The sequence below is a fragment of the Arthrobacter sp. 05L417 genome (genome assembly GCF_056397865.1).
In genome coordinates this window covers 25,742-45,971 of sequence record NZ_JBFTOG010000011.1, presented here as the reverse complement: position 1 = coordinate 45,971, position 20,230 = coordinate 25,742, and the positions used below count along the sequence as shown (strand labels likewise).

At 63.1% G+C, this 20,230-nt stretch carries 17 protein-coding genes and 1 pseudogene; 11 read left to right on the top strand and 7 right to left on the bottom strand.

Going from position 1 to position 20,230, the window contains the following annotated elements; all coding sequences use genetic code 11:
- Positions 1–77: 77 nt before the first annotated feature.
- The 5 genes from AC1DJW_RS10810 (at position 78) to AC1DJW_RS10790 (ending at position 6,132) form a co-directional block, all read left to right on the top strand.
- Positions 78–1,037 carry an ABC transporter substrate-binding protein gene (locus AC1DJW_RS10810; RefSeq protein WP_476901408.1) on the top strand — a complete coding sequence of 320 codons (960 nt, stop codon included), beginning with the start codon at positions 78–80 and terminating at the stop codon, positions 1,035–1,037.
- Complete coding sequence (locus AC1DJW_RS10805) at positions 1,034–1,930, top strand: amino acid ABC transporter permease (RefSeq protein ID WP_459342100.1); 897 nt, start codon at positions 1,034–1,036, stop codon at positions 1,928–1,930. Before AC1DJW_RS10810 ends, AC1DJW_RS10805 begins: the two co-directional genes overlap by 4 nt.
- Positions 1,931–1,935: 5 nt before the next feature.
- Positions 1,936–2,694: an amino acid ABC transporter ATP-binding protein gene (locus AC1DJW_RS10800; protein WP_390280145.1), complete on the top strand. Its 759-nt coding sequence runs from the start codon at positions 1,936–1,938 to the stop codon at positions 2,692–2,694.
- A gap of 23 nt (positions 2,695–2,717) precedes the next feature.
- Complete coding sequence (locus tag AC1DJW_RS10795) at positions 2,718–4,316, top strand: thiamine pyrophosphate-binding protein (RefSeq protein ID WP_476901407.1); 1,599 nt, start codon at positions 2,718–2,720, stop codon at positions 4,314–4,316.
- A 196-nt stretch (positions 4,317–4,512) separates the two neighbouring features.
- Positions 4,513–6,132: a zinc-binding metallopeptidase family protein gene (locus AC1DJW_RS10790; RefSeq protein ID WP_476901406.1), complete on the top strand. Its 1,620-nt coding sequence runs from the start codon at positions 4,513–4,515 to the stop codon at positions 6,130–6,132.
- 385 nt (positions 6,133–6,517) lie between these two features.
- Here the strand turns inward: AC1DJW_RS10790 and bcp are convergent, their stop codons facing one another.
- The 7 genes from bcp to AC1DJW_RS10755 form a co-directional block, all read right to left on the bottom strand.
- Positions 6,518–6,985, bottom strand: a complete 468-nt coding sequence (gene bcp / locus AC1DJW_RS10785; protein ID WP_078107485.1) for a thioredoxin-dependent thiol peroxidase — start codon at positions 6,983–6,985, stop codon at positions 6,518–6,520.
- 67 nt (positions 6,986–7,052) lie between these two features.
- The gene (locus AC1DJW_RS10780) at positions 7,053–7,772 is read right to left on the bottom strand and encodes a winged helix-turn-helix domain-containing protein (protein ID WP_284752968.1); all 720 of its coding nucleotides are present in this window, start codon (positions 7,770–7,772) and stop codon (positions 7,053–7,055) included.
- Positions 7,773–7,781: 9 nt separating this feature from the next.
- A complete protein-coding gene (allB, locus tag AC1DJW_RS10775) occupies positions 7,782–9,143 on the bottom strand; it encodes an allantoinase AllB (RefSeq protein WP_390280154.1) in 1,362 nt (453 codons plus the stop codon).
- A complete protein-coding gene (locus AC1DJW_RS10770) occupies positions 9,136–10,374 on the bottom strand; it encodes a glycerate kinase (RefSeq protein WP_476901405.1) in 1,239 nt (412 codons plus the stop codon). Before AC1DJW_RS10770 ends, allB begins: the two co-directional genes overlap by 8 nt.
- Positions 10,375–10,396: 22 nt before the next feature.
- Positions 10,397–12,175 (bottom strand): glyoxylate carboligase, encoded by a 1,779-nt coding sequence (gene gcl / locus AC1DJW_RS10765; RefSeq protein ID WP_476901404.1) that lies wholly within the window; start codon positions 12,173–12,175, stop codon positions 10,397–10,399.
- Positions 12,176–12,321: 146 nt separating this feature from the next.
- A complete protein-coding gene (locus AC1DJW_RS10760) occupies positions 12,322–13,200 on the bottom strand; it encodes a 2-hydroxy-3-oxopropionate reductase (protein WP_284752972.1) in 879 nt (292 codons plus the stop codon).
- A 120-nt stretch (positions 13,201–13,320) separates the two neighbouring features.
- Positions 13,321–14,124 (bottom strand): hydroxypyruvate isomerase family protein, encoded by an 804-nt coding sequence (locus AC1DJW_RS10755; RefSeq protein WP_476901403.1) that lies wholly within the window; start codon positions 14,122–14,124, stop codon positions 13,321–13,323.
- 738 nt (positions 14,125–14,862) lie between these two features.
- Here AC1DJW_RS10755 and AC1DJW_RS10750 point away from each other — a divergent pair.
- From AC1DJW_RS10750 to AC1DJW_RS10725, 6 genes and pseudogenes are all read left to right on the top strand, one after another.
- The gene (locus tag AC1DJW_RS10750) at positions 14,863–15,558 is read left to right on the top strand and encodes a hypothetical protein (protein WP_476901402.1); all 696 of its coding nucleotides are present in this window, start codon (positions 14,863–14,865) and stop codon (positions 15,556–15,558) included.
- 338 nt (positions 15,559–15,896) lie between these two features.
- Complete coding sequence (locus AC1DJW_RS10745; protein WP_476901401.1) at positions 15,897–16,229, top strand: hypothetical protein; 333 nt, start codon at positions 15,897–15,899, stop codon at positions 16,227–16,229.
- A gap of 8 nt (positions 16,230–16,237) precedes the next feature.
- Positions 16,238–17,755: a hypothetical protein gene (locus tag AC1DJW_RS10740; protein ID WP_476901400.1), complete on the top strand. Its 1,518-nt coding sequence runs from the start codon at positions 16,238–16,240 to the stop codon at positions 17,753–17,755.
- 41 nt (positions 17,756–17,796) lie between these two features.
- Entirely contained in the window at positions 17,797–18,402 is a 606-nt protein-coding gene (locus AC1DJW_RS10735) for an ABC transporter ATP-binding protein (RefSeq protein ID WP_476901399.1), read from the top strand.
- 385 nt (positions 18,403–18,787) lie between these two features.
- A complete protein-coding gene (locus AC1DJW_RS10730; RefSeq protein WP_476901398.1) occupies positions 18,788–19,609 on the top strand; it encodes a hypothetical protein in 822 nt (273 codons plus the stop codon).
- Positions 19,606–20,097, top strand: a pseudogene (locus AC1DJW_RS10725) (ABC transporter ATP-binding protein); the annotation flags it as partial. The gene AC1DJW_RS10730 and the pseudogene AC1DJW_RS10725, both read left to right, overlap by 4 nt.
- Positions 20,098–20,230 lie beyond the last annotated feature (133 nt).

Below are 20,230 nucleotides of genomic sequence, written 5' to 3'. Positions count from 1 at the left end.
TGACACGCGTTGTTACTCATCTCACAATAAGTTGAACATATTGTTATTTCAACCCGACTCGAACCGGAGATTCACAAATGATGCGCAAAGGCGTGAAAAGCTCGCTCGTTGCAGCGGCAGCCATCAGTTTCCTGGCGTTGACAACGGCTTGCTCCAACACCGAAGGTGCGGCCGCTACTGTATCCGGCAACGCATCGGCGAGCGGCCAAAGCAGCCGGAGCGGCCAGGAACTCGCGCAGGCCGTGCAAACGGATTCCAAGGTTCAGGCGCTCCTTCCGGCCGCGATCAAGAGCAAGGGCTCGTTGACCCTCGTCACGGACCCCACCTACGCCCCGATCGACTTCACCGATGACCAGGGCAAAATCGTTGGACTTGAACCGGACATGGCTTTGGCTGTCGCGAAGAAGATGGGCGTCACCATCAACATCGAAAAGGCCGACTTCAACGGCATCCTGGCCGGTATCGAAGCCCGGCGCTACGACGCCTCCTGGGCAGCCTTCTCCATCACGGAAGAGCGCAAGGACAAGGTCAACATGGTCAGCTACATGCGCGGAGGAACGTCCGTCATGGTCAAAAAGGGCAATCCGCTGGGCATCAAGTCCGAGCTGGACCTCTGCGGCAAGACCGTTGCTGCCCAGACCGGGACAACCCAGGCCCTGAACGTGCTCCCCTCCTTTGACAAGAAGTGTGCCGACGCCGGCAAGGACAAGCCTGTTTCCCTCCTGCTGCCCCAGCAAGACAACGTCAACCAAGCCGTGGCATCAGGCCGCGCCCAGGCACTCGTGGCGGACAATGCGCTGACCGGGTACTACGCCCAGTTGCAGCCGGACGCCTTCACCTCCGTGGACTCCATCCTCGTGGAACCGTCCCTGTCCGGCGTCGTGAGCCCCAAGGACGACGGCGGCCTGTCCAAGGCATTCCAGGCCGCGGTCCAGTCGCTCATGGACGACGGCACCTACGCCAAGATCATGGATGCCTGGAACCTCAAGTCCGGCATCATCACCAAGTCCGAGGTCAACCCGACGGTGGGGTCATGACCGTGTCTGAGCTGCCGAGCACCGCCGAAGCACGGCATGACTTCGCGGAGCTGGCGTCGCGGCCTGTCCTTAAGCGCAAACGGCCCGGGCAACTGATCGCCATGGTGGTGGTGGGACTGTTCGCACTCATGGGCGCGTACGTCGTTGTGACCAACCCCGGCTTCGGTTGGCCCACCGTGGCCAAGTACCTGTTCGATGTCCGCATCCTCGACGGCCTCCTGATCACGATCGAACTCACGGTCATTGCCATGGTCCTGGGACTCGTGATCGGCCTGGTGATCGCGGTCATGCGGATGTCCGACAACGTGCTCCTCCGCGGCGTGGCCGGCGCCTACATCTGGTTCTTCCGCGGCACTCCGCTCCTGGTGCAGATGCTCTTCTGGGGCTTCGCCGCGGTGCTTTTTCCGACCATCGGCATCGGGATCCCGGGCGGTCCCATGCTGGTGGAATGGAACACCAACGACGTCCTGCCGCTGTTCGTGGCCGGCATCCTGGGTTTGGGCTTGAACGAAGGCGCCTACATGGCCGAAATCGTTCGTGCAGGACTGATGGGTGTTCCCGCGGGACAGTCCGAGGCCTCCCACGCCATGGGCTTCAGCCGGATGGAAACCCTGCGCCACGTGGTCATCCCGCAGGCCATGAAGATCATCCTTCCGCCGGTAGGCAACGAGACGATCTCCATGCTCAAGACCACGTCGCTGGTGATCGTGATCGGCGTCGGGGACTTGCTCTACAACACCCAGCAGATCTATGCCCGCAACCTCCAGCAGATCCCCCTGCTGATCGTGGCGAGCCTCTGGTACATCCTGCTCACGACCATTCTCTCGCTCGTCCAGGCCCGCATTGAGAAGCGGTACTCCCGCGGCAACACCATCCAGGCACGAAAGGCGTAGCGGCAATGTCTGAAGTCCAGTTCCTCAACGTGCACAAGGATTTCTCCGGCATGGAGGTCCTCAAAGGCATCAACTTCACGGTCGAATCCGGACAAGTGGCGTGCCTGATCGGCCCCTCCGGATCGGGCAAATCCACCCTCCTCCGCTGCGTCAACCACCTCGAAACCACCAGCTCAGGAACCATCCTGGTGGGTGGCCGCATGATCGGCTACGAAGTCCACGGCGACAGGCTCATCGAGGCCCACCAGAAGGACATCAATAGGCGCCGATCCCGTATTGGCATGGTGTTCCAGTCCTTCAACCTCTTCGGCCACATGACAGCCCTCGAAAACGTGATGATGGGTCCCGTCAAACTCCTCAAGGTACCCAAGGCCCAAGCCGAGGCCGAAGCCCATGAACTCCTGGCCAAAGTGGGCCTCGCCGACCGCACGGGCCACTATCCGGCCCAGCTCTCCGGCGGCCAGCAGCAGCGCGTCGCGATTGCCCGGGCGCTGTCCATGAAGCCCGACCTCATGCTCTTCGACGAGCCCACCTCCGCACTCGACCCCGAACTCGTGGGCGAAGTCCTGGACGTCATGAAAGCCCTGGCTCGCGACGGCATGACCATGATCGTCGTGACCCACGAGATGGGCTTTGCCCGCGAGGTGGCGGACGTCGTGGCGTTCATGGACGGCGGTGTCATTGTCGAAGCCGGCGATCCCAACGAGATCATTTCCCGCCCCCAGCACGAGCGAACAAAGGCGTTCCTCTCCAAAGTTCTCTAGGCCACGATTTAAGGACTCCAACCTTGACCAGTTCCATCCCCACCAACAACGTCGGCCTCGCCGTCATGACCACGCTGCGGAACTACGGGATCGACGCGATCTTCGGGATCCCCGGCACCCACAACCTCGAGTTCTATCGGCACCTTGAGCCGCTCGGCATCCGCCCCGTCACCACCCGCCACGAGCAAGGAGCCGGGTACGGCTCCGACGGATGGAGCCAGCTCAAGGGGCTTCCCGGCGTCGTGATCACTACCTCCGGACCCGGACTGCTGAACGCGATGTCCGCTGCGGCCACCTCGTATTGCGAGTCCCGGCCCATGATCATTCTGTCCCCGGGCGCGCCGCGCGGCAGCGAGTTTTCGGACATCGGGCTGCTGCACGAAACCAAGGACCCCACCGGCGCCGTCCGCGCCCTGATCGGGCGCAGCACGCGTGTGTCCAGCGGCAGCGAAGCCGTGGAGCTGATCCACGAAGCCTTTGCCTTCTTCGCGCACGGGCGGTCGCGTCCCGTCCACATCGAGATCCCGTTGGACGTGCTCGAGGGGGCGTTCGACGTCGAGCCTTCCGCCCTGGAGGCCCGCCCTTTGGGTGCGCCGAAAGCAGCAGCCGACGACGCCGTCGCCACCGCCGCGGACATCCTCCGGCGCGCTTCCAGCCCGGTGATCCTGGCCGGGGGCGGTTCGCTCGGAACCGGCGGCGCGCTGCTCGAACTTGCAGAACTCTTGCAAGCCCCCGTGGTGACCACGATCAATGGCAAGGGCGCTATTCCCGAAGCCCACCCTTTGTCCCTCGGTTCGGAAATCCGGCTGGCAGCGGCGCAAGACCTGTGCAACGCTTCCGACGCGCTGCTGGTGATCGGCTCCAAGGTGGGCGAATCGGAGCTGTGGGGCGGCAAGATCGTGCCGCAGGGTTCGTGCATCCGGATCGACATCGACCCCGCCCAACTGCAGTGCAACGTTGCGCCGGACGTTGAGCTCCTCGGCAACGCGTCCGCCGTCGTACCCCAACTGCTCGAAGCGCTCGCCGGACATGAGCCCGCCTCCGCCCCGGAACTGGACCCTTTGCGCGCCGAACTGCGGACGGAAGCCCGTTCCATGGCGCCCGTGCTGGCACGGATCAACGAGATCCTCGCGGCCACGCTGCCGGCCGACACAGTTATTGCGGGCGATTCCTCGCAGGTCACCTATTTCGGAACCACGTCCTTCTTCCCCGTTCAGAAGCCGCATCAGCTCTTGTACACGCCTGCGTACGCCACGTTGGGATATGGACTGCCGGCCGCGATTGGCGCGAAGGTGGCCGATCCGGATCGTCCGGTGGTGGGGTTGATCGGCGACGGCGCGCTCATGTTCGCCGTACAGGAGTTCATCACCGCTGTGGAACAGGGCGTGGACCTGCCCATCATTTGCGTCAATAACGGCGGCTACGGCGAAATCCGGCAGAACATGGAGGACCGGGACCTGGCTCCGGTCGGCGTGAACCTGACGCAGCCGGACTGGGTGCGGCTGGCTGAAGGCTTCGGACTGACGGCGTTCAACGTGGAATCCCTCGACGAGCTCGCTGGGATTGTGACCCAGGCGCTCGCCGTCAAGGGGCCCAGCCTCATCCACGTGAGCATCGATTAGCCCCCGCAACGCCCCCACCCCCCCTTGCGACGCTCGCTCACTTACGACGCCCTTTGGACGGATGCTCGCTCACTTTCTTTAAGCAAGTGAGCGAGCGTCCGGTAGCGAGCCCCTATATATGTGAGCGAGGGTCGCCCGGGGGCGAGCGCGTGGGGCGGAACGGTTTTGGATCTGCATGACTTTAGGAAGGAACACGATGAGCGAGACGGTCAAGAATGCTGAGTTGAAGGGCACTGCATGGGAGTGGGTGGAACAGCAGAAAGAGCAGCTTTCCGCCTGGCACACGAATATTTGGGAACTGGCCGAACCAGCCTGGCGCGAGTACGAGTCCTGCGCCTGGTACGTCAGGACGCTGCGAGAACATGGCTTTACCGTGGAGGAAGGCAGCGGGGGCATGCCCACCGCATTCGCCGCCGAGTGGACAAGCCCCGCCGGTCCCGGCGCTCGGATCCTTGGCTATGCCGAATACGATGCCATCCCGGGCAATTGCCAGGCGGCGTCCACTAAGAGGGAACCACGAACGGGCATGTCGCGCTTCGCCCCGGGCCATACGGATCCGCATTCCGCCTTGGGCATCTCGACGCTCGCGGGCTTCCTCGCGGCGAAAGATGCAATGGAGCGGCATGACATTCCGGGCACCTTGGTCTACACGGGCGAGCCGGCCGAAAAGGTCCAGGGATCCAAGGTTGTTCACGGCCTCCGCGGCTACTACGACAATCTGGACGCCATCATCTCGTACCACCCGTTCTACATGATGCCCCTGTGCAACACCGCGCGTTGGGACACTCACTGCGGCTCGTACTACAGCAAGATCTACACTTTCACGTGCGACAGCCCGGAGGGCTGGAACAACACCTACGGCGACAGTCCAATCCCGTCGTCGCACTCCGCCGCCCGGGCTCCCGGAGCGGACGCCGCGCTGTTCACGATGTTCTCGCTGACCAAGACGACGCAGGATTCGATGCTGCCGCAGGCGGGTGGCTGGTCGTTGTCGGAAGCGATCCTCACCGCCGGGCAGGCGACGGCGGACAACCAGCCTGCGGGACTCGCCCAGATCCAGTACTCCTGGCGCTGCCCGGGCCTCGCCGAGGCCGACTCCGTGCTCGCCGTGCTGGATCGCAACGCGGAACTCGCCGCGGCTGCATCGCATTGCAGCGTTAGTTCGCGCTGGGTGGCGCGCAACCGTCCGGGCATCGCGAACCACACCGTCGCGCAGGTGGCCTGGGAGAACATCGCCGCTGTTGGCGCGCCGGTTTTGGATGAGCGGGCCCGGAAGATCGGACGAGAGATCCAAGCCTCGTGTGGAGTGGAACCCATGGAAAATCCGTTCCATCCGGCAACGGTCGAGCTCATCACCCCGCAGGGCGCCGAAGCAGAGCTGCGCCGGCACATCCCGGCAACCCAGCAGAACTGGACCAGCGATGATTACGTTGAAATGACCTGGTACGCACCCACCATCCGCTTCTATACGGCGCGGCCCACCTTGGCGCCGGATGAGAAAGGTACTCCATACCCGGGCTGGGCCATGACCGCGATGGGCGGAATGCCGGAGACGATCGACCCCACCATCACGGCGACGGGCAAGATGATTGCCGGCATGGTGCTGGACCTGCTGACTTCTCCGGACGTGCTGGCGAAGGCAAAGGCAGAGTTCGACGCCGAGAAGCGCCGCCGCGGTGCCGTGGCGCCGCTGCTTCCTGCCGATTTCAGCGCGCCGACGGATTTCCGCTGGCCTGAATACATCGGGACAGGCAAGGCCCGCGAGTGGTGGATCCCCGTGTCCGATGAGGCGTGGAATACTGCCAGCAGCAACTAACTCTGACGCTCGCTCACGTATGACGGCCAAATCCCAAACGCTCGCTCACATATGGCCGGAAAATAGCGGAATCCTCCAGCAGATGAGCTGCTGGAGGATTCACTATTTGACCACTTTTGTGAGCGGGCGTCGGGCCGGGAGCCGTTATTTGTGAGCGGGCGTCGGGCCGGGAGCCGTTATTTGTGAGCGGGCGTCGGGCCGGGAGCCGTTACTTGTGAGCGAGCGTCCGCCCGGGAGCCGTTACTTGTGAGCGGGCGTCGGGCCGGGAGCCGTTACTTGTGAGCGAGCGTCCGCCCGGGAGTCGTCATATGTGGGCGCGCGTCCGCCGGGGAGCCGTTATATGTGAGCGGGCGTCACGCCGGACGGCCCGATATGTGAGCGAGCGTTACAGGCCGAGTTCGGCCTTCAGGGCTGCTACGTGGCCTTGGGCCTTGACTTGGTACTGGGTCAGCTTGACCTTGCCCTCGCCGTCGAGCACTACGGTGGAGCGGACCAGTCCGTCTACCACTTCGCCGTTCACGAGCTTCTCGCCCCAGGCACCGTAGGCGAGGGCCACGGCGTGGTCTTCGTCGGAGAGGAGCGGGAAGGTCAGGGAATAGTCGCCGGCGAAGTGTGCGATCTTTTCCGGGGCATCGGGCGAGATGCCCAGGACTTCGTATCCGGAGGACTGCAGGCTGGACAGGCTGTCGCGGAAGTCGCAGGCCTCGGTGGTGCAGCCGGGGGTGGCGGCTTCCGGGTAGAAGTACACGATGACGTTGCGTCCGCGGTAATCGGACAGCGAGACCTTCTGGCCTTCGGAGTTAAGCAGCGCGAAATCGGGGGCCTGGGTTCCGGCGAGGAGTTTCTGGGTCATGTTGCGATCCTTGACTTGTCGGGCAACCGCCGTGGCCGGCGATCAATCTATAGGTGTAACGGGCTGCCTAGATGCAGTATTCCGCGGGTCCGCGGACTGTAGAGCCTGGTCCGGGCACGAACTGGTAGCCGCCTCCACGCACTGTGGCGATGACATGGCGGGCTGAGCCCAGCTTGCGCCGGACGCGTCCAACATACACGTCGATGGACCGAAATGCCGCGCCGGGACAGTCAAGTGACTCCAGAAAACGTTGCAATTCTTCACGTGGGATGGGTCGGGACAGGTTTTCCACGAGGTAGCGGAGGAGGCTGTGTTCCATTGCCGTGAAGCTGACAGGGACCCCATCGAGGAGGACGGTGTTCGCGGCCAGGTCCACTGCCACGGTGCTGCGTCGGCCGGCGAGGGACACAGGCGGGTTGGCAGCGGCGGGGCGGTTTCCGGCGTCGGGCGCTTCCGACGCCGAACCGGCGTCGGACGTCTCCGCACCGTCGGACACGCCGGAAGAATCATCGGACGTTGCAGCTCCGGCGGCGGGCCAAAGGAGGACTTCCGCCCCCGGAGCAAGTTTGCGGGCCCGGGCCAGGACCGCTTCCGCGGCCCGGGCCCAAACCTCGGGATCGATCTCGTGGCCTTCGCCGGGCTGTACCCACACGGCGAGTCCGCGCGGAAGCATCCCGGGCCGAACCAGTCCGGGCCGAAGCCCGGAAGGCCGGGGGGCGGGCTGATGCCGCGAGGCGTTGAGCCGTGCGGGCAGTTGCCCGTACGGGGCATGGACGTTGACGGCCATGGCTTGGCCTTACACGCCGCCGCGGCGAATCAGCTTGCCGCTGGGCGTCCGGCCGTCGATCTCGCTGCCACGCAGGTACGTTTTGCGTACGACGCCGGAGAGCGCCTTGCCGTCGTACGGCGTGATCGGGTTCTTGTGCTTGAGCTTCTTGACGTCGACGACGAACGCGTCGTCGGGCGCGAAGATGGAGAAATCGGCGTCGTAGCCGAGTGCGAGCTGGCCTTTGTTGTGCAGGCGGGCCAAGGCTGCGGGCTTCTCGGACATCCAGGACACCACCTGCTCGAGGGAGATGCCGCGGTGCCGTGCCTCGGTCCAGATCAGCGAGAGCCCGAGCTGCAACGAGGAGACGCCGCCCCAGGCCACTGCGAAGTCGCCATTTTCCAGGTCCTTCAGGTCAAGCGTCGACGGCGAGTGGTCCGAGACAATGCAGTCGATCGTACCGTCCTGCAGGCCTTGCCAGAGGAGCTCGCGGTTGGAGGCCTCGCGGATGGGAGGGCAGCACTTGTAGGCGGTGGCGCCGTCGGGGATTTCCTCGGCCATGAGCGTGAGGTAGTGCGGGCAGGTCTCCACGGTGAGGTGCACGCCGTCGCGCTTTGCCGAAGCGATCATGGGCAGCGCGTCCGACGACGAGAGGTGCAGGATGTGGGCGCGCGCGCCGGTCCAGCGGGCCCTTTCGATGACCTCCGCGATCGCCTTGTTCTCGGCGCCGCGGGGGCGGGAAGCAAGGAACGTGGAGTAGTGTGCGCCGCCGGGGTGGGGTGCGTGGTCGATCGCGTGGGAGTCCTCGGCGTGGACGATCATGAGGGAGTCGAAGGACTTGAGCTCGGCCATGTCCTCTTCCATCTCGTCCGCGTCGAGATGCGGGAACTCGTCCACGCCCGAGTGGAGGAGGAAGCACTTGAAGCCGAAGACGCCCTCGTCGTGCAACGGGCGGAGGTCCTTCTTGTTGCCCGGAATGGCGCCGCCCCAGAATCCGACATCCACGAAGGCCTGGTCCTCGGCAACTTCGCGCTTGAGCTTGAGGCCTTCCACGTTGGTGGTGGGCGGGATGGAGTTCAGCGGCATGTCGATGATGGTGGTGACGCCGCCGGCTGCTGCGGCGCGGGTGGCGGAGGCGAAGCCTTCCCACTCGGTGCGGCCGGGCTCGTTGACGTGCACGTGGGTGTCCACGAGGCCGGGGATGAGGGTTTCGTCGTCGCCGAGCTCGATCACCTCGGTGCCGGAGAGCCCGTTGCCCAGCGGTTCAATCGCGACGATCTTGCCGCCCCGGACGCCGACTTCGCGGGCGGTGATGCCGGCGGTGGTGAGGATGCGCTGGCCGCGGATGACCAGGTCAAACGGGCCGTGTGCCGTGGTGGTTTCTTCAGACATGGAGTTGCTCCTTGGTCTCGGTTCGCGCTGCGTCATGGGTGGGTACCGCTTTTTCAGAGAGGCGCACGCCGATGTGCTTACCCAATTCTTCAAGCAGCGGCCCTGCTTCAGCTATACATTTCTCTACATTGGATTCGAGTTCGGTCAATGCGTGGACCGACTCGAAACCGGACTCCGAAAGTTGTTCCGGGCTCAGCGTACTGCGGCCGCAGACGGCAATCACAGGGATCCCGCAACGCGCCGCCGCCCGCGCCACGCCCATGGGCGTTTTGCCGAGCAGGCTTTGTTCGTCGAGGCTGCCTTCGCCAGTGATTACCAGGTCGGCGCCTGCCAGCCGCTGCTCGAGTTCAGTGAATTCGAGTACGACGTCGATGCCCGGCCTGCGTGCTGCGCCCAGCGCCGCGATGGCAATGTAGCCGACGCCGCCTGCCGCGCCCGCGCCCGGTGCCTGTGCGGCGTCCTTGGCTTCGGGGCCGATCTCGTTGGCGAGGACTTGGACGAAGTGGGCCAGAGCGGCGTCGAGCGAGGCGACGTCGTCCGGCGTCGCACCTTTCTGCGGTCCGAAGATCGCGGCCGCGCCGGTGCGGCCCAAAAGGGGATTGTCGACGTCGGACGCCAGGACGAACTCGGTGGCTTCCAAACGGACATCGAGGTTCGAGAAGTCGATCCGGTCCAGGCGGGCCAGTGCTGCGCCGCCGCCGGGGAGTTCGTTGCCGTCGGCGTCGAGGAGGACCGCACCGAGGCCCTGCAGCACGCCGGCGCCGCCGTCGGTATTGGCACTGCCGCCGACGCCGAGGATGATGTGCCGGCAGCCGAGGTCCAGGGCGGCGCGGATGAGTTCGCCGGTGCCCAGGCTGGTGGAGCTCTTGGCCGTTTCGGTGTTCGGGGCGCTGCCGTCGCCGAAGCCTGGCAGTACCGCGAGTCCCGAGGCCGCCGCCATCTCAATGACGGCTTCCTCGCCGCGGACCGCGAATTCGGCCGTGATCGGCTGGCCCGTGGGGCCGGTGACCGTGGCGCTGCGGCGGGTGAAGCCGGAGCCGACGGCGGCGTCGAGAGTCCCCTCGCCGCCGTCGGCCACTGGAATGAGCGTGGTTTCAAAGCCCTCGGCTGGCAAACTCGCCGCTGCGCGGCCAGCGGCAAAACCTGTCCGGAGTCCGGCGCTCAAGCGGCTGGCGACCTCGGGAGCTGACAGCGATCCCTTGAACTTGTCCGGGGCTATGACCACACGCATTCCGTACCTCCTTCAGTACTTACTAGTCCAGCAGGGCGATGATCGCAGTGGGGGCGTCTTCGCCGCGCTCGGCCAGCTCTTCGAACTCGTTCACGCCGTTGATTTCAACGCCCATGGAGATGTTGGTGACCTTTTCCAGGATCACTTCGACCACCACGGGAACCTTGAACTCGTCCATGAGTGCCTTGGCCTTGTCGAACGCGGCAGGCAGGTCGGACGGGTTCTCCACGCGGATCGCCTTGCAGCCGAGGCCCTCGGTCACCTTGACGTGGTCCACGCCGTAGCCGTTGGTTTCCGGGGAGTTGATGTTCTCGAACGCCAGGGACACGTTCTGTTCCATGTTGAAGCCGCGCTGCGACTGGCGGATCAGGCCCAGGTACGAGTTGTTCACCACCACGTGGATGTACGGCAGGTTGAACTGTGCGCCCACGGCCAGCTCTTCGATCATGAACTGGAAGTCGTAGTCACCGGACAGGGCAACAACGGTCTCGTCCGGCTTGCCGCGAACGACGCCGAGGGCTGCCGGGGCGGTCCAGCCCAGCGGGCCGGCCTGGCCGGCGTTGATCCACTTGCGCGGGCCGAAGACGTGCAGCAACTGTGCGCCGGCGATCTGCGAGAGCCCGATGGTGGACACGTAGGTGGTGTCCTTGCCGAAGGCCTTGTTCATCTCTTCGTACACGCGCTGCGGCTTGATCGGGACGTTCTCGAAGTGGGTCTTGCGCTGCAGGGAACCCTTGCGGGCGGTGCACTCGGCGACCCAAGCGGAGTAGTCCGGCAGGGACTTGGCGGCCTGGCGCTCGCGTGCCAGCTCGATCAGCCCGTCCAGCGCCGCACCGGCGTCGGACGCGATACCGAAGTCCGGCGAGAACACGCGGCCGATCTGCGTCGGCTCGATGTCGATGTGCACGAACTTGCGGCCGGCCGTGTAGGTGTCCAGGCCGCCCGTGTGACGGTTGGCCCAGCGGTTGCCGATGCCGATGACGAAGTCCGAGGCCAGCATGGTCTCGTTGCCGTAGCGGTGCGAGGTCTGCAGGCCCACCATGCCTGCCATCAGCACGTGGTCGTCCGGGATGGTTCCCCAGCCCATCAGGGTGGGGATGACCGGAACGTTCAGCAGCTCCGCCAGCTCAACCAGCTGCGCGGAGGCACCGGCGTTGATGATGCCGCCACCGGCGACGATCAGCGGGCGCTCGGCTGCGGTGAGCATGTCCAGTGCCTTTTCCAGCTGCTTGCGGCTGGCCTTCGGCTTCTCGACGGCGATGGGCTCGTAAGCGTCGATGTCGAACTCGATCTCGGCCATCTGCACGTCGAACGGCAGGTCCAGCAGGACCGGGCCGGGACGTCCGGAACGCATCAGCTGGAAAGCCTTCTGGAAGGCGCCTGGAACCTGGCCCGGTTCCAGGATGGTCATGGCCATCTTGGTGACCGGCTTGGCAATGGACTCGATGTCCACGGCCTGGAAGTCTTCCTTGTGCAGCTTGGCAACCGGGGCCTGGCCGGTGATGCAGAGCATGGGGATGGAATCTGCCCAGGCTGCGTACAGGCCGGTGATCATGTCCGTTCCTGCGGGGCCCGAGGTGCCGATGCAGATGCCGATGTTTCCGTCCGCTGCACGGGAGTAGCCGTCAGCCATGTGGCTGGCGCCTTCAACGTGGCGGGCCAGGGTGTGGCGGATGCCGCCGTGTGCCCGCATCGCGGAATAGAAGGGGTTGATTGCCGCGCCTGGCAGTCCGAACGCCTCGATGGCGCCTTCCTTTGCCAAGATGGCGACGGCTGCGTCTACAGTGCGCATCTTCGTCATGGTGTGCTCCTTGAAAGCTTTGGTGCCCGCTACGGGCGGATTTTTGGGTGTGTCTGGGGGAGCCGGCGTCGGAAGTGCCCGACGCCGGCTGCTGGTTTTCGCTTGTTTCCGCCCTTTGGGGCGGGTGGCCTACTTAGCGCTTGGCTTTACTTGCGACCGCTGAGCTGAAGGACCTGCTTGAAGAGGCCGGAGTGGTCGAGTCCGCCGTCGCCCTGGTTGACAGTGGCGGCGACGAGCTGTGCGACGACGGCGCCGAGCGGGATTGCGACGTTGGCTTCGCGGGCTGCTGAGGTGACGATGCCGAGGTCCTTGTGGTGGAGGGCAAGGCGGAAGCCGGGGTCGAAGTTGCGGTCGAGCATCTTCTGGCCCTTCTGGTCGAGGACCTTGGAGCCGGCCAGGCCGCCGCCGAGGACCTTGAGGGCTGCGTCGGTGTCCACGCCATAGGCCTCAAGGAAGGCGATAGCCTCGCCGAGGACCTCGATGTTGACGGCCACGATCAGCTGGTTCGCTGCCTTGACGGTCTGGCCGGAGCCGGAGGGGCCGACGTGGACGATGGTCTTGCCGACGGCGTTGAGGACATCCTGTGCTGCTTCGAAGTCGGCTGCGTCGCCGCCGACCATGATGGACAGGACGGCGTCGATGGCGCCCTGTTCGCCACCGGAAACCGGTGCGTCGAGCGGGCGGATGCCGGCTGCGACGGCGTCTGCCGAGAGGCGGGCGGCGACGTCCGGGCGGATGCTGCTCGCGTCGATCCAGAGGGTGCCCTGCTTCGCGTTGGCGAAGACACCGTCCGGGCCGCTCACGACGCCTTCGACGTCGGGGGAGTCCGGCACCATGGTGATGACGACGTCGGCGTCCTTGACGGCGTCTGCGATGCTCGTGGCACCCTTGCCGCCTTCGGAGACGAGCTTGTCGATCTTGTCCTGGCTGCGGTTGAAACCGGTGACGGTGTGGCCGGCCTTGACCAGGTTGATGGCCATGGGGAGGCCCATGATTCCGAGTCCGATAACTGCAACGTTGCTCATGATTTTCCTTACTGAAGTCTTTGTTTTAGCTCAGGTGTGCTGGACCCAACTAGCTCGCAGTTGATGTCGTTTTGAGGGCTCTAAACGACATCAATTGCTACCCAGTTGGGCGGGCGGGGACTAGTGGGAGGTGGCGCGCTGGCGGATGGCCCAGCTGAACGCCGTTTCCTGCGGTTCCTTGTATTCGAGGCCGATGTAGCCTTCGTAGCCGAGTTCGCGGCTGCGGGCGATCCATTCGCCGAGGGGAAGCTCGCGGGTTCCGGGAGCCCCGCGGCCGGGGTTGTCGGCGATCTGGATGTGGCCGAAGTCCTTGGCGTGGTTTTCGATGACGGCTGCGACGTCGTCCCCGTTGACTGCCAGGTGGTAGAAGTCGGCGAGGAGCTTGACGTTCGTGGCGCCGGATTCTTCCTTGACGCGGGCGATCACCTTGAGGGCGTCGGCGGCCTTGAGGAGCGGGTACTTGGGGGCGCCGCTGACCGGTTCAAGGAGGACGGTGCCGCCGATGCGTGCGACGCCTTCCGCGGCACTGGCCAGGTTCTCGGCCCCGATGGCGTCCTGCTTCTCGGCCGATTCGCCGTCCACGCGGTTGCCGTAGAGGGCGTTGAAGGCCTTGCAGCCGAGCCGCTCGCCGATGCCCGCGACGACGTCGATGTTGTCCAGGAATTCGGAGGAACGGGCGGGCCAGGAAACAAGGCCGCGGTCGCCGCCCGGCATGTTGCCGGCGTTGAAGTTCAGGCCTGTGAGCTGAACGCCAGCGTCCTTGATGGCGTTCTCGAACTCGGTGACCTGGGCGTCCGACGGGACGGAAGTCTCAAAAGGCCACCAGAATTCGACGGCGTCAAAGCCGGCAGCCTTCGCGGCCGCGGGGCGCTCGAGCAGGGGCAGCTCCGTCAGGAGGATGGAGCAGTTCACTGTGTACGTCATCGTAGGTGTCCTTCCGGGGGAGGGCTTGGGATCCATCTTCCGCTTGGCTTGTTCTCTTGGGCTAGTTCGCCTTCGTTGATTTCCGCTTTGTGGAATTTAGATTCTGCTTTATGAAAAGTTTAGGGAACGAGGGGGTGGGAGTCAAGGGGGTCTTCCGGCGGGAGCGGTTTGGGATACCAAGTGGCGGGGTTGGGTGCGCTGGGAGGGGACGGGCTGGCTACGGCCCTCGGATTCACGCGCTCAAGTACAAGCGAGAGGCTACGCAGGTGATGGTTCGGGGGACTTGAGGTTGAATTTAGGTTGGCCTGAGCATAAGGAAATCTCGCGTGTCCATCTACGTGTTGCCACGTTTCCGTCTACGTGTTGCCACGTTTGACCACTGAGATTCGACGACGGCACCACTTAATTCGTCGATTTCGGCACTGAGTCGCGATTTTCGCCCTTAGTCTTCCCGCATAGGTTCCGAACTCGGATACGAACCATAGAAGACATTGGGGGATTCATGGAAAAGCGTGTACCGATTGCTCGGAAAGTCTTAGCTGCAACCTCGGCCCTCGCTATTGCGACCATCGGAATGACGGTCTCGTCACCGGTCGCGAGCGCATCGACCACGCAGGACCAGAGCGCGCTAGATCAGGTTCTAGCGTCCAGGCCCTTCGAAGGTGCGCAGAGCCAATCATCGCCTCAGGCTCCGCCTGGTGCTGAAACGCAAAGGATCGAATTCGGGGACGGGGTTCGATGAGCATTGTCGTAGCCGGCGGCCAGCGACTGACAGTACAAGCAGCGGCGACTTCACAGCGCAAATCTGTCAAGCAGTCGAAAGGCAATGTAAAGGCTTCGACGCTTAACGTGGATAAGGGGCACTCTTACGTTTTTGCTCAGCGCGGTGATGAATCTGGAGCCGGTTTCGTCGTCGCCAACAACGAAGCCGCTCCGCGCTCGTTCGCCTTTGATTTCACGTTTGAGGGCCGACCCGCTGACGTTGTTGTTGCAAGTGATGGCTCGGCGGTGGTCATGGACCCCGGCGGGCACGTCGTCAACTACATCGCCGCCCCTTGGGCACGCGACGCAGACGGAAAGCAAGTGCCGACTAAATACTCCTCCTCGGGGAACCGGCTCATCCAGCACATTGAGATCGGAAAAGGGACGGCATTTCCCGTGGTGGCCGATCCTCAATTCAGCTGGGTTGGGATCTTCCCCGTCGTGGAATTCAATAAGGCAGAGACGGCCTTTTCAAAAACCGCTGAAGGGGTTCTCACGGTGTGTTCAAGACTTTCCGGGGGAAGTCCGGTCGGGCTAGCTGCTTGCGCGATCTCTGCAGTGCAGATAGCGGTGCAGGCGACAATCGCTCACTCCAGGGGCGAGTGCATCAGGCTGGCACCGGCCCCGATTGGTGCGATGGCCTTCCGTTATACCGGCGGATATTGCCGGTGACGGCGACCATTAGCGATGAGGGACATGCTCTACTATCTATCTGAACTTCACGCCGCTCGACGTGCGACTCCCGGCCGGCGTCGATACAACTTGATCAGCGGAGTCCTCCTCATCGTGGTCGCGGGCGCTCCCTTTGTCGCTGGCGCGCCGTTCCCCGTCTTTGTTGTCATCTTTTGCGCTGATCTCGTCCTCGACATCGCTCTTGTTGTCAGGTGGGCCCGCAAAGACGCTTTGGCAGCCTACCGGCAAAGAGAAAGCGAACCTTAGCGTCTGCCTTTTGACGAATTCCTCTGAAACCGGAAGGTCCGACATTGATTTACTCATCAACGGTCCGAACCATGACCACTGTTCTTGTACTCGCGTGTATTGGCGGCAGTATCGTCGTGGGGCTCCTTCACGAACCGAGGACTCCACTGCTTGCGTGGACATCCTTGACCGTTGGAGCGATCCCACTGGTGGTCGTGCTCGCAACAAAACGAAATCCCAAGCGCGATGCGGTTCTGTCCATCATCAGTGGGATGGGTGGCGGCGTGTCCATAGCAGCTGCGACAGTGGGCTTCCCCGGCACGCTTCCGTTATGGCTCTGGACGATAGGCTCCATCTGTATCGGAACCGCGGCCCTCATCGTCGACGCGGAGTCGGCCCAAAGCAAACCTCTCAATCGTCTCTAGGCGCGGCAATGGGAAGTCTGAGAGCGGCTTACAAATTCTCGGGAGTGCGCATACTGGCGGTCTCGGGATGGCCGATTTCCATTCGCACACTCGTGGTCCTCGGCGTAGGCAGTGGGGTTGCTTTGGTCTGTGCTGTTCTGGCCGGATCGCTATTTGTGATGCGGCTGCTGCATGAGGCGTTGTCCTTCGACGGCGCACGCGCCTATGCGGGCGGCAACGCAACGATGGCAATCATCCTGTTGGCGCTCGCCGTCTGCCTCTACATCTCCGTCGGTGCGCTCGCACGTGAAGCACTCAGCAGCCGGAGATTTGCGGTTCGCTTCAGCCCGAACAGGGAGCTCTACCGGGCGACCGATGTTTCGATGCACCATGTGTTCCTGGCGGAGGCCGTTCCGCGGGCCGGCATCTTGTTTGGTCTGTCGGGCGCCGTCTGCACCGCGGCCTCGGTTGTCGTGCAAGAGGGCGGTGGAAGTGGCGGGCCATTCGCACTGACCCTTTTGGCTGCTCCATTCGCCTTGGCTGCGTCCTGGGTTGCGTGGAGTTCCAAGCTGGCCGCAAGTGACCCTCGTATTCCGAGTCTGGCCGTGGGATTGACCGTCTTCGCTGGGGGTTGCCTACTGGCCGCGTTGCTCGGGGCCATCCTCGCCCGAGGACTGCTGGCACTAACCTCGGCAGCGCCTGGGCTTGAGCTGCAAGTCAACGCAAGCGGCGCGGAAGGCGGCTGGATCGCGACGGCGGTGGCGATCGCCGTCGTCGTATTTTCCTTCCTCACAATCCGGAACGTTCGAGCGATCAGGAGGCAATCGTTTCCCGTGACCGCTCGAGTGCCGCGGCGCGTCAGGGAATCCGCATGGAAGACGACGACGCCGGTCGTCATGCTCTGGCGGGTCCTGATAGTGAATCTCGTCAGGGACAAGTGGTTTGCCCTGTTCCGTGGAATCGGAATCTGCCTGCTTCTGGCTGCTGCTACTGCGATCGGCTTTCGCGGGGGCGGGATCGGGCCGGAATTCCTTCGGGAGATCCCGGGAATTCAGAACGCGGCCGCCTGCATCGTTTTCATGGTGGGAGTCGTCGGGAATGAACTCATATGCAAGGCGAACAATCCGATCGGACTTCTTCCCGAGCTGAGGTACAGCTGGGAATCCGGGTTCGGCCTCAATTCTCTTGTATGGGGCGTGACTCTGACCCAATCTGTGCTCCTGGCGCTGCTTGCGGGACCAGCGATGGGAGTCATTGTCTGGGCTGCAACCGGCGTCCTGCCCGTGGAAATTCTCCTGATTCCGTGGTCGATTGCGAGCAGCAACATCATCGGAAACGCCTACAGCAAGGTCAAAGTCAGGCAGGCCGACGGCTCGATGGAAATGTCCCTGGCGGCAGCATTCATTGGCTTGCTGCTTGCCGTTCCGGTGCTCGGGCTTCTCCTCCTTGGCAACGTCCCCGCAACCATTGCCGCCGTGACTTACACGGCTCTTCTCACTGGAGGTGCAAAGATTTGCCTGCAACGCAGAATTCTCTCCCAGAAATAGTCTTTGACCGCGTATTTGCCGGATACTCCTCCGAACATCCCGTGTACGAAAACCTGTCCTTCGCGTTCACCGGACCCGCCCTGATCCACTTGCAGGGAAAGAATGGATCCGGAAAATCGACCTTCGTCGAACTGGCTAGTGGCTATCTGTCTCCATGGGCCGGAACGGTCCTTGTCAACGGAGCGAGGGCCGATGACCCCGAAAGTAGAAGCAGGCGGAGGGTGTGCCGGTCCGAGGCAGCGCTCTTCGCTCAGATGACCGCCCGAGATCACCTTGTGTTTGCCTGCATTGCCCGAGATCTCGATCCTGGTCCCGAAATACTGCGGGCGACCTCGCTGGGCATGGAGCCGTGGCTAGGCGAGAACGCGGGCAACCTGTCCACAGGAAATGTGCGCAAACTTTGGTACGTCATGAACACCGTCGGCCAGTTCGATTGCGTGGTCCTTGATGAACCGTTCAACGGGACTGACACCGAGGGCGTCGCCTACATGGTTGAGGAGATCAGACGTTGGGCCGAATCCAAGCTAGTTGTCATCGTGACTCACTCACTTCAGGACTTGCGCCCGGAATCGACCACGGTCCGGCTGGAGGACCTCAAGTCCCAAGCCATTAACGGGCAGGGCGATGAGAGCGTGGGAGCGAAATGAGAATCGTCGTTGACCAAAATGAGCTTGCCGGTGCAGTTTTATGGGTGATCGTTCAACTAGGTCCGAAGAGGTAACGGATGGAGGGCTCGAATGGTCCAGGCAAAAAGGTGTGGGTATCGCGCTTCGGAAGGGCTGGGCTCATGACGATCATATTGATGCTTGTCAACAACAGTTGGTGGACTGGCAGAAATCCAATTCGGGAGGCACTTACGGTCGCCCTAGCGTTTGCCCTTTCGCTTGCCTTCGTAGCTCTATCTGACTTTGCGAGCCGCTGGCTCCGGTCTCGTCAGAAAAGGTGAATTGGGTGGCCAATGATCTCGGGCGCAGGTGGAGCAGCCACTGGCTACGAATCGCAAAACGTCTTTCAGCGCTGATTCTGCTTGGCTTGACTGCCTGCAGTGCCTCTCCTGTCGCCCCAGCCAACGATGCCTCCGCCCTGACGGAAGACCTGACGAAGCTCCAGGGAACCGACGGCCTCATAAGGATGCCCGAGTCATCATCTCTCGCCAAAGGCTCGGTCCACGGGACGTATCTTGCCGCGAGACTCCTCGATGTGAGCTTTCCGGAGGTCGCAAGCGAAAGAACCAGAGACGAGCTGGAACGGGTTCTGAAGGCGTCCGAAACCGACCTGGTCCCTCAGCTCAAGGCGCTTGTGGCGCTGAAGCGCTCCGGCTCTTCGTCCTGGGGAAGTTACGGTCCGGTCATAGAGCGGGGAAAGGCAGCGCTTCCGGCCGTCGTGACATTGGCAAATCTCAGCGGGTACATCGACTTGGTGGATGTGCTGGTGCAGCTTGAGCCCAGTGCCCGGTTGGCGCGACTGGAGGCGTTCGATGCAGACCCCGGAGTTGAAGACCTACTCTCCGGCGCTCTGATGGCGCTCTCCAACTCCATGTACTTCTCAAACAGTGAAGAAGTGAGATCAATGTTTCCGGCCGCCCAGTCCGCCCTCCCGCAGCTCATCGATTCACCCAAAGGAAACGGCCTGAACTATTTTCGGGCGTTGACCGCGATGACGAACGCAAGTCGCTCCGGACTTGGATCAAACGACTTCGACAAAGCGGCCGAGAAACTCCGGACTCTGAAAGGCTGCAAAGAATTCCCGTCCTTGTATCGGATGGAAGCAGGCAAGTCGTCACCTTGTAGCCTCTCGATTTCGGCGGCCATGATCGCGGTCCCGGGTGCCTACGACTTCGGGGAGAACAAGTGACCTCGGTACTGCGTCTTGAGAACATCGCCAAGTCTTTTGCAGATGAACGCGGGAATCGACAAATAGTCCTTCCTGGAATCAGCCTGAATGTCGAGGCAGGTGAAATCGTCTGGCTGCGAGGTGAGTCAGGTTCGGGGAAGTCAACGATCTTGAATATCTCCGGACTTCTGTCGACCCCCGATGCCGGCAAAGTGTGGATTAACGGTGACGACAGAACCAATGCGTCGTCGCGGACGGCGAGTCTCATTCGCGCGAACGAAATTGGAATGGTTTTTCAGAGCAGCAACCTACTGCCCGAACTTACGGCGTTGGAAAATGTCCTCCTTGCCAGCCGCCAGCCCATGACACGCGCAACGGTTACGGAACAGTTGGAATGCTTCGGTCTGGGGGCGGTCGCCGACCGGCAAGCGAAGAGGCTTTCCGGCGGGCAGCAACAAAGAGTCGCGTTTTGCCGCGCACTGATCAACGAACCATTGCTGCTACTAGCGGACGAACCAAGTTCGGGTCTTGACGCGCCAAACACTGAAGCCATCCTCGAGGCCATGCGAACGGGCGCCAACAGCAGGTGCGGTGTCCTCGTCGCTTCCCACGACCAAGTCTTCCAGCAGGTGGCCCACCGTC

Excerpts from the sequence above, each read along its gene's own strand:
- AC1DJW_RS10810 (WP_476901408.1), top strand. The coding sequence starts at position 78 with ATGATGCGCAAAGGCGTGAAAAGCTCGCTCGTTGCAGCGGCAGCCATC.
- AC1DJW_RS10805 (WP_459342100.1), top strand. The coding sequence starts at position 1,034 with ATGACCGTGTCTGAGCTGCCGAGCACCGCCGAAGCACGGCATGACTTC.
- AC1DJW_RS10800 (WP_390280145.1), top strand. The coding sequence starts at position 1,936 with ATGTCTGAAGTCCAGTTCCTCAACGTGCACAAGGATTTCTCCGGCATG.
- AC1DJW_RS10790 (WP_476901406.1), top strand. The coding sequence starts at position 4,513 with ATGAGCGAGACGGTCAAGAATGCTGAGTTGAAGGGCACTGCATGGGAG.
- bcp (WP_078107485.1), bottom strand. The coding sequence starts at position 6,985 with ATGACCCAGAAACTCCTCGCCGGAACCCAGGCCCCCGATTTCGCGCTG.
- AC1DJW_RS10780 (WP_284752968.1), bottom strand. The coding sequence starts at position 7,772 with ATGGCCGTCAACGTCCATGCCCCGTACGGGCAACTGCCCGCACGGCTC.
- allB (WP_390280154.1), bottom strand. The coding sequence starts at position 9,143 with ATGTCTGAAGAAACCACCACGGCACACGGCCCGTTTGACCTGGTCATC.
- AC1DJW_RS10770 (WP_476901405.1), bottom strand. The coding sequence starts at position 10,374 with ATGCGTGTGGTCATAGCCCCGGACAAGTTCAAGGGATCGCTGTCAGCT.
- gcl (WP_476901404.1), bottom strand. The coding sequence starts at position 12,175 with ATGACGAAGATGCGCACTGTAGACGCAGCCGTCGCCATCTTGGCAAAG.
- AC1DJW_RS10760 (WP_284752972.1), bottom strand. The coding sequence starts at position 13,200 with ATGAGCAACGTTGCAGTTATCGGACTCGGAATCATGGGCCTCCCCATG.
- AC1DJW_RS10755 (WP_476901403.1), bottom strand. The coding sequence starts at position 14,124 with ATGACGTACACAGTGAACTGCTCCATCCTCCTGACGGAGCTGCCCCTG.
- AC1DJW_RS10750 (WP_476901402.1), top strand. The coding sequence starts at position 14,863 with ATGAGCATTGTCGTAGCCGGCGGCCAGCGACTGACAGTACAAGCAGCG.
- AC1DJW_RS10745 (WP_476901401.1), top strand. The coding sequence starts at position 15,897 with ATGACCACTGTTCTTGTACTCGCGTGTATTGGCGGCAGTATCGTCGTG.
- AC1DJW_RS10740 (WP_476901400.1), top strand. The coding sequence starts at position 16,238 with ATGGGAAGTCTGAGAGCGGCTTACAAATTCTCGGGAGTGCGCATACTG.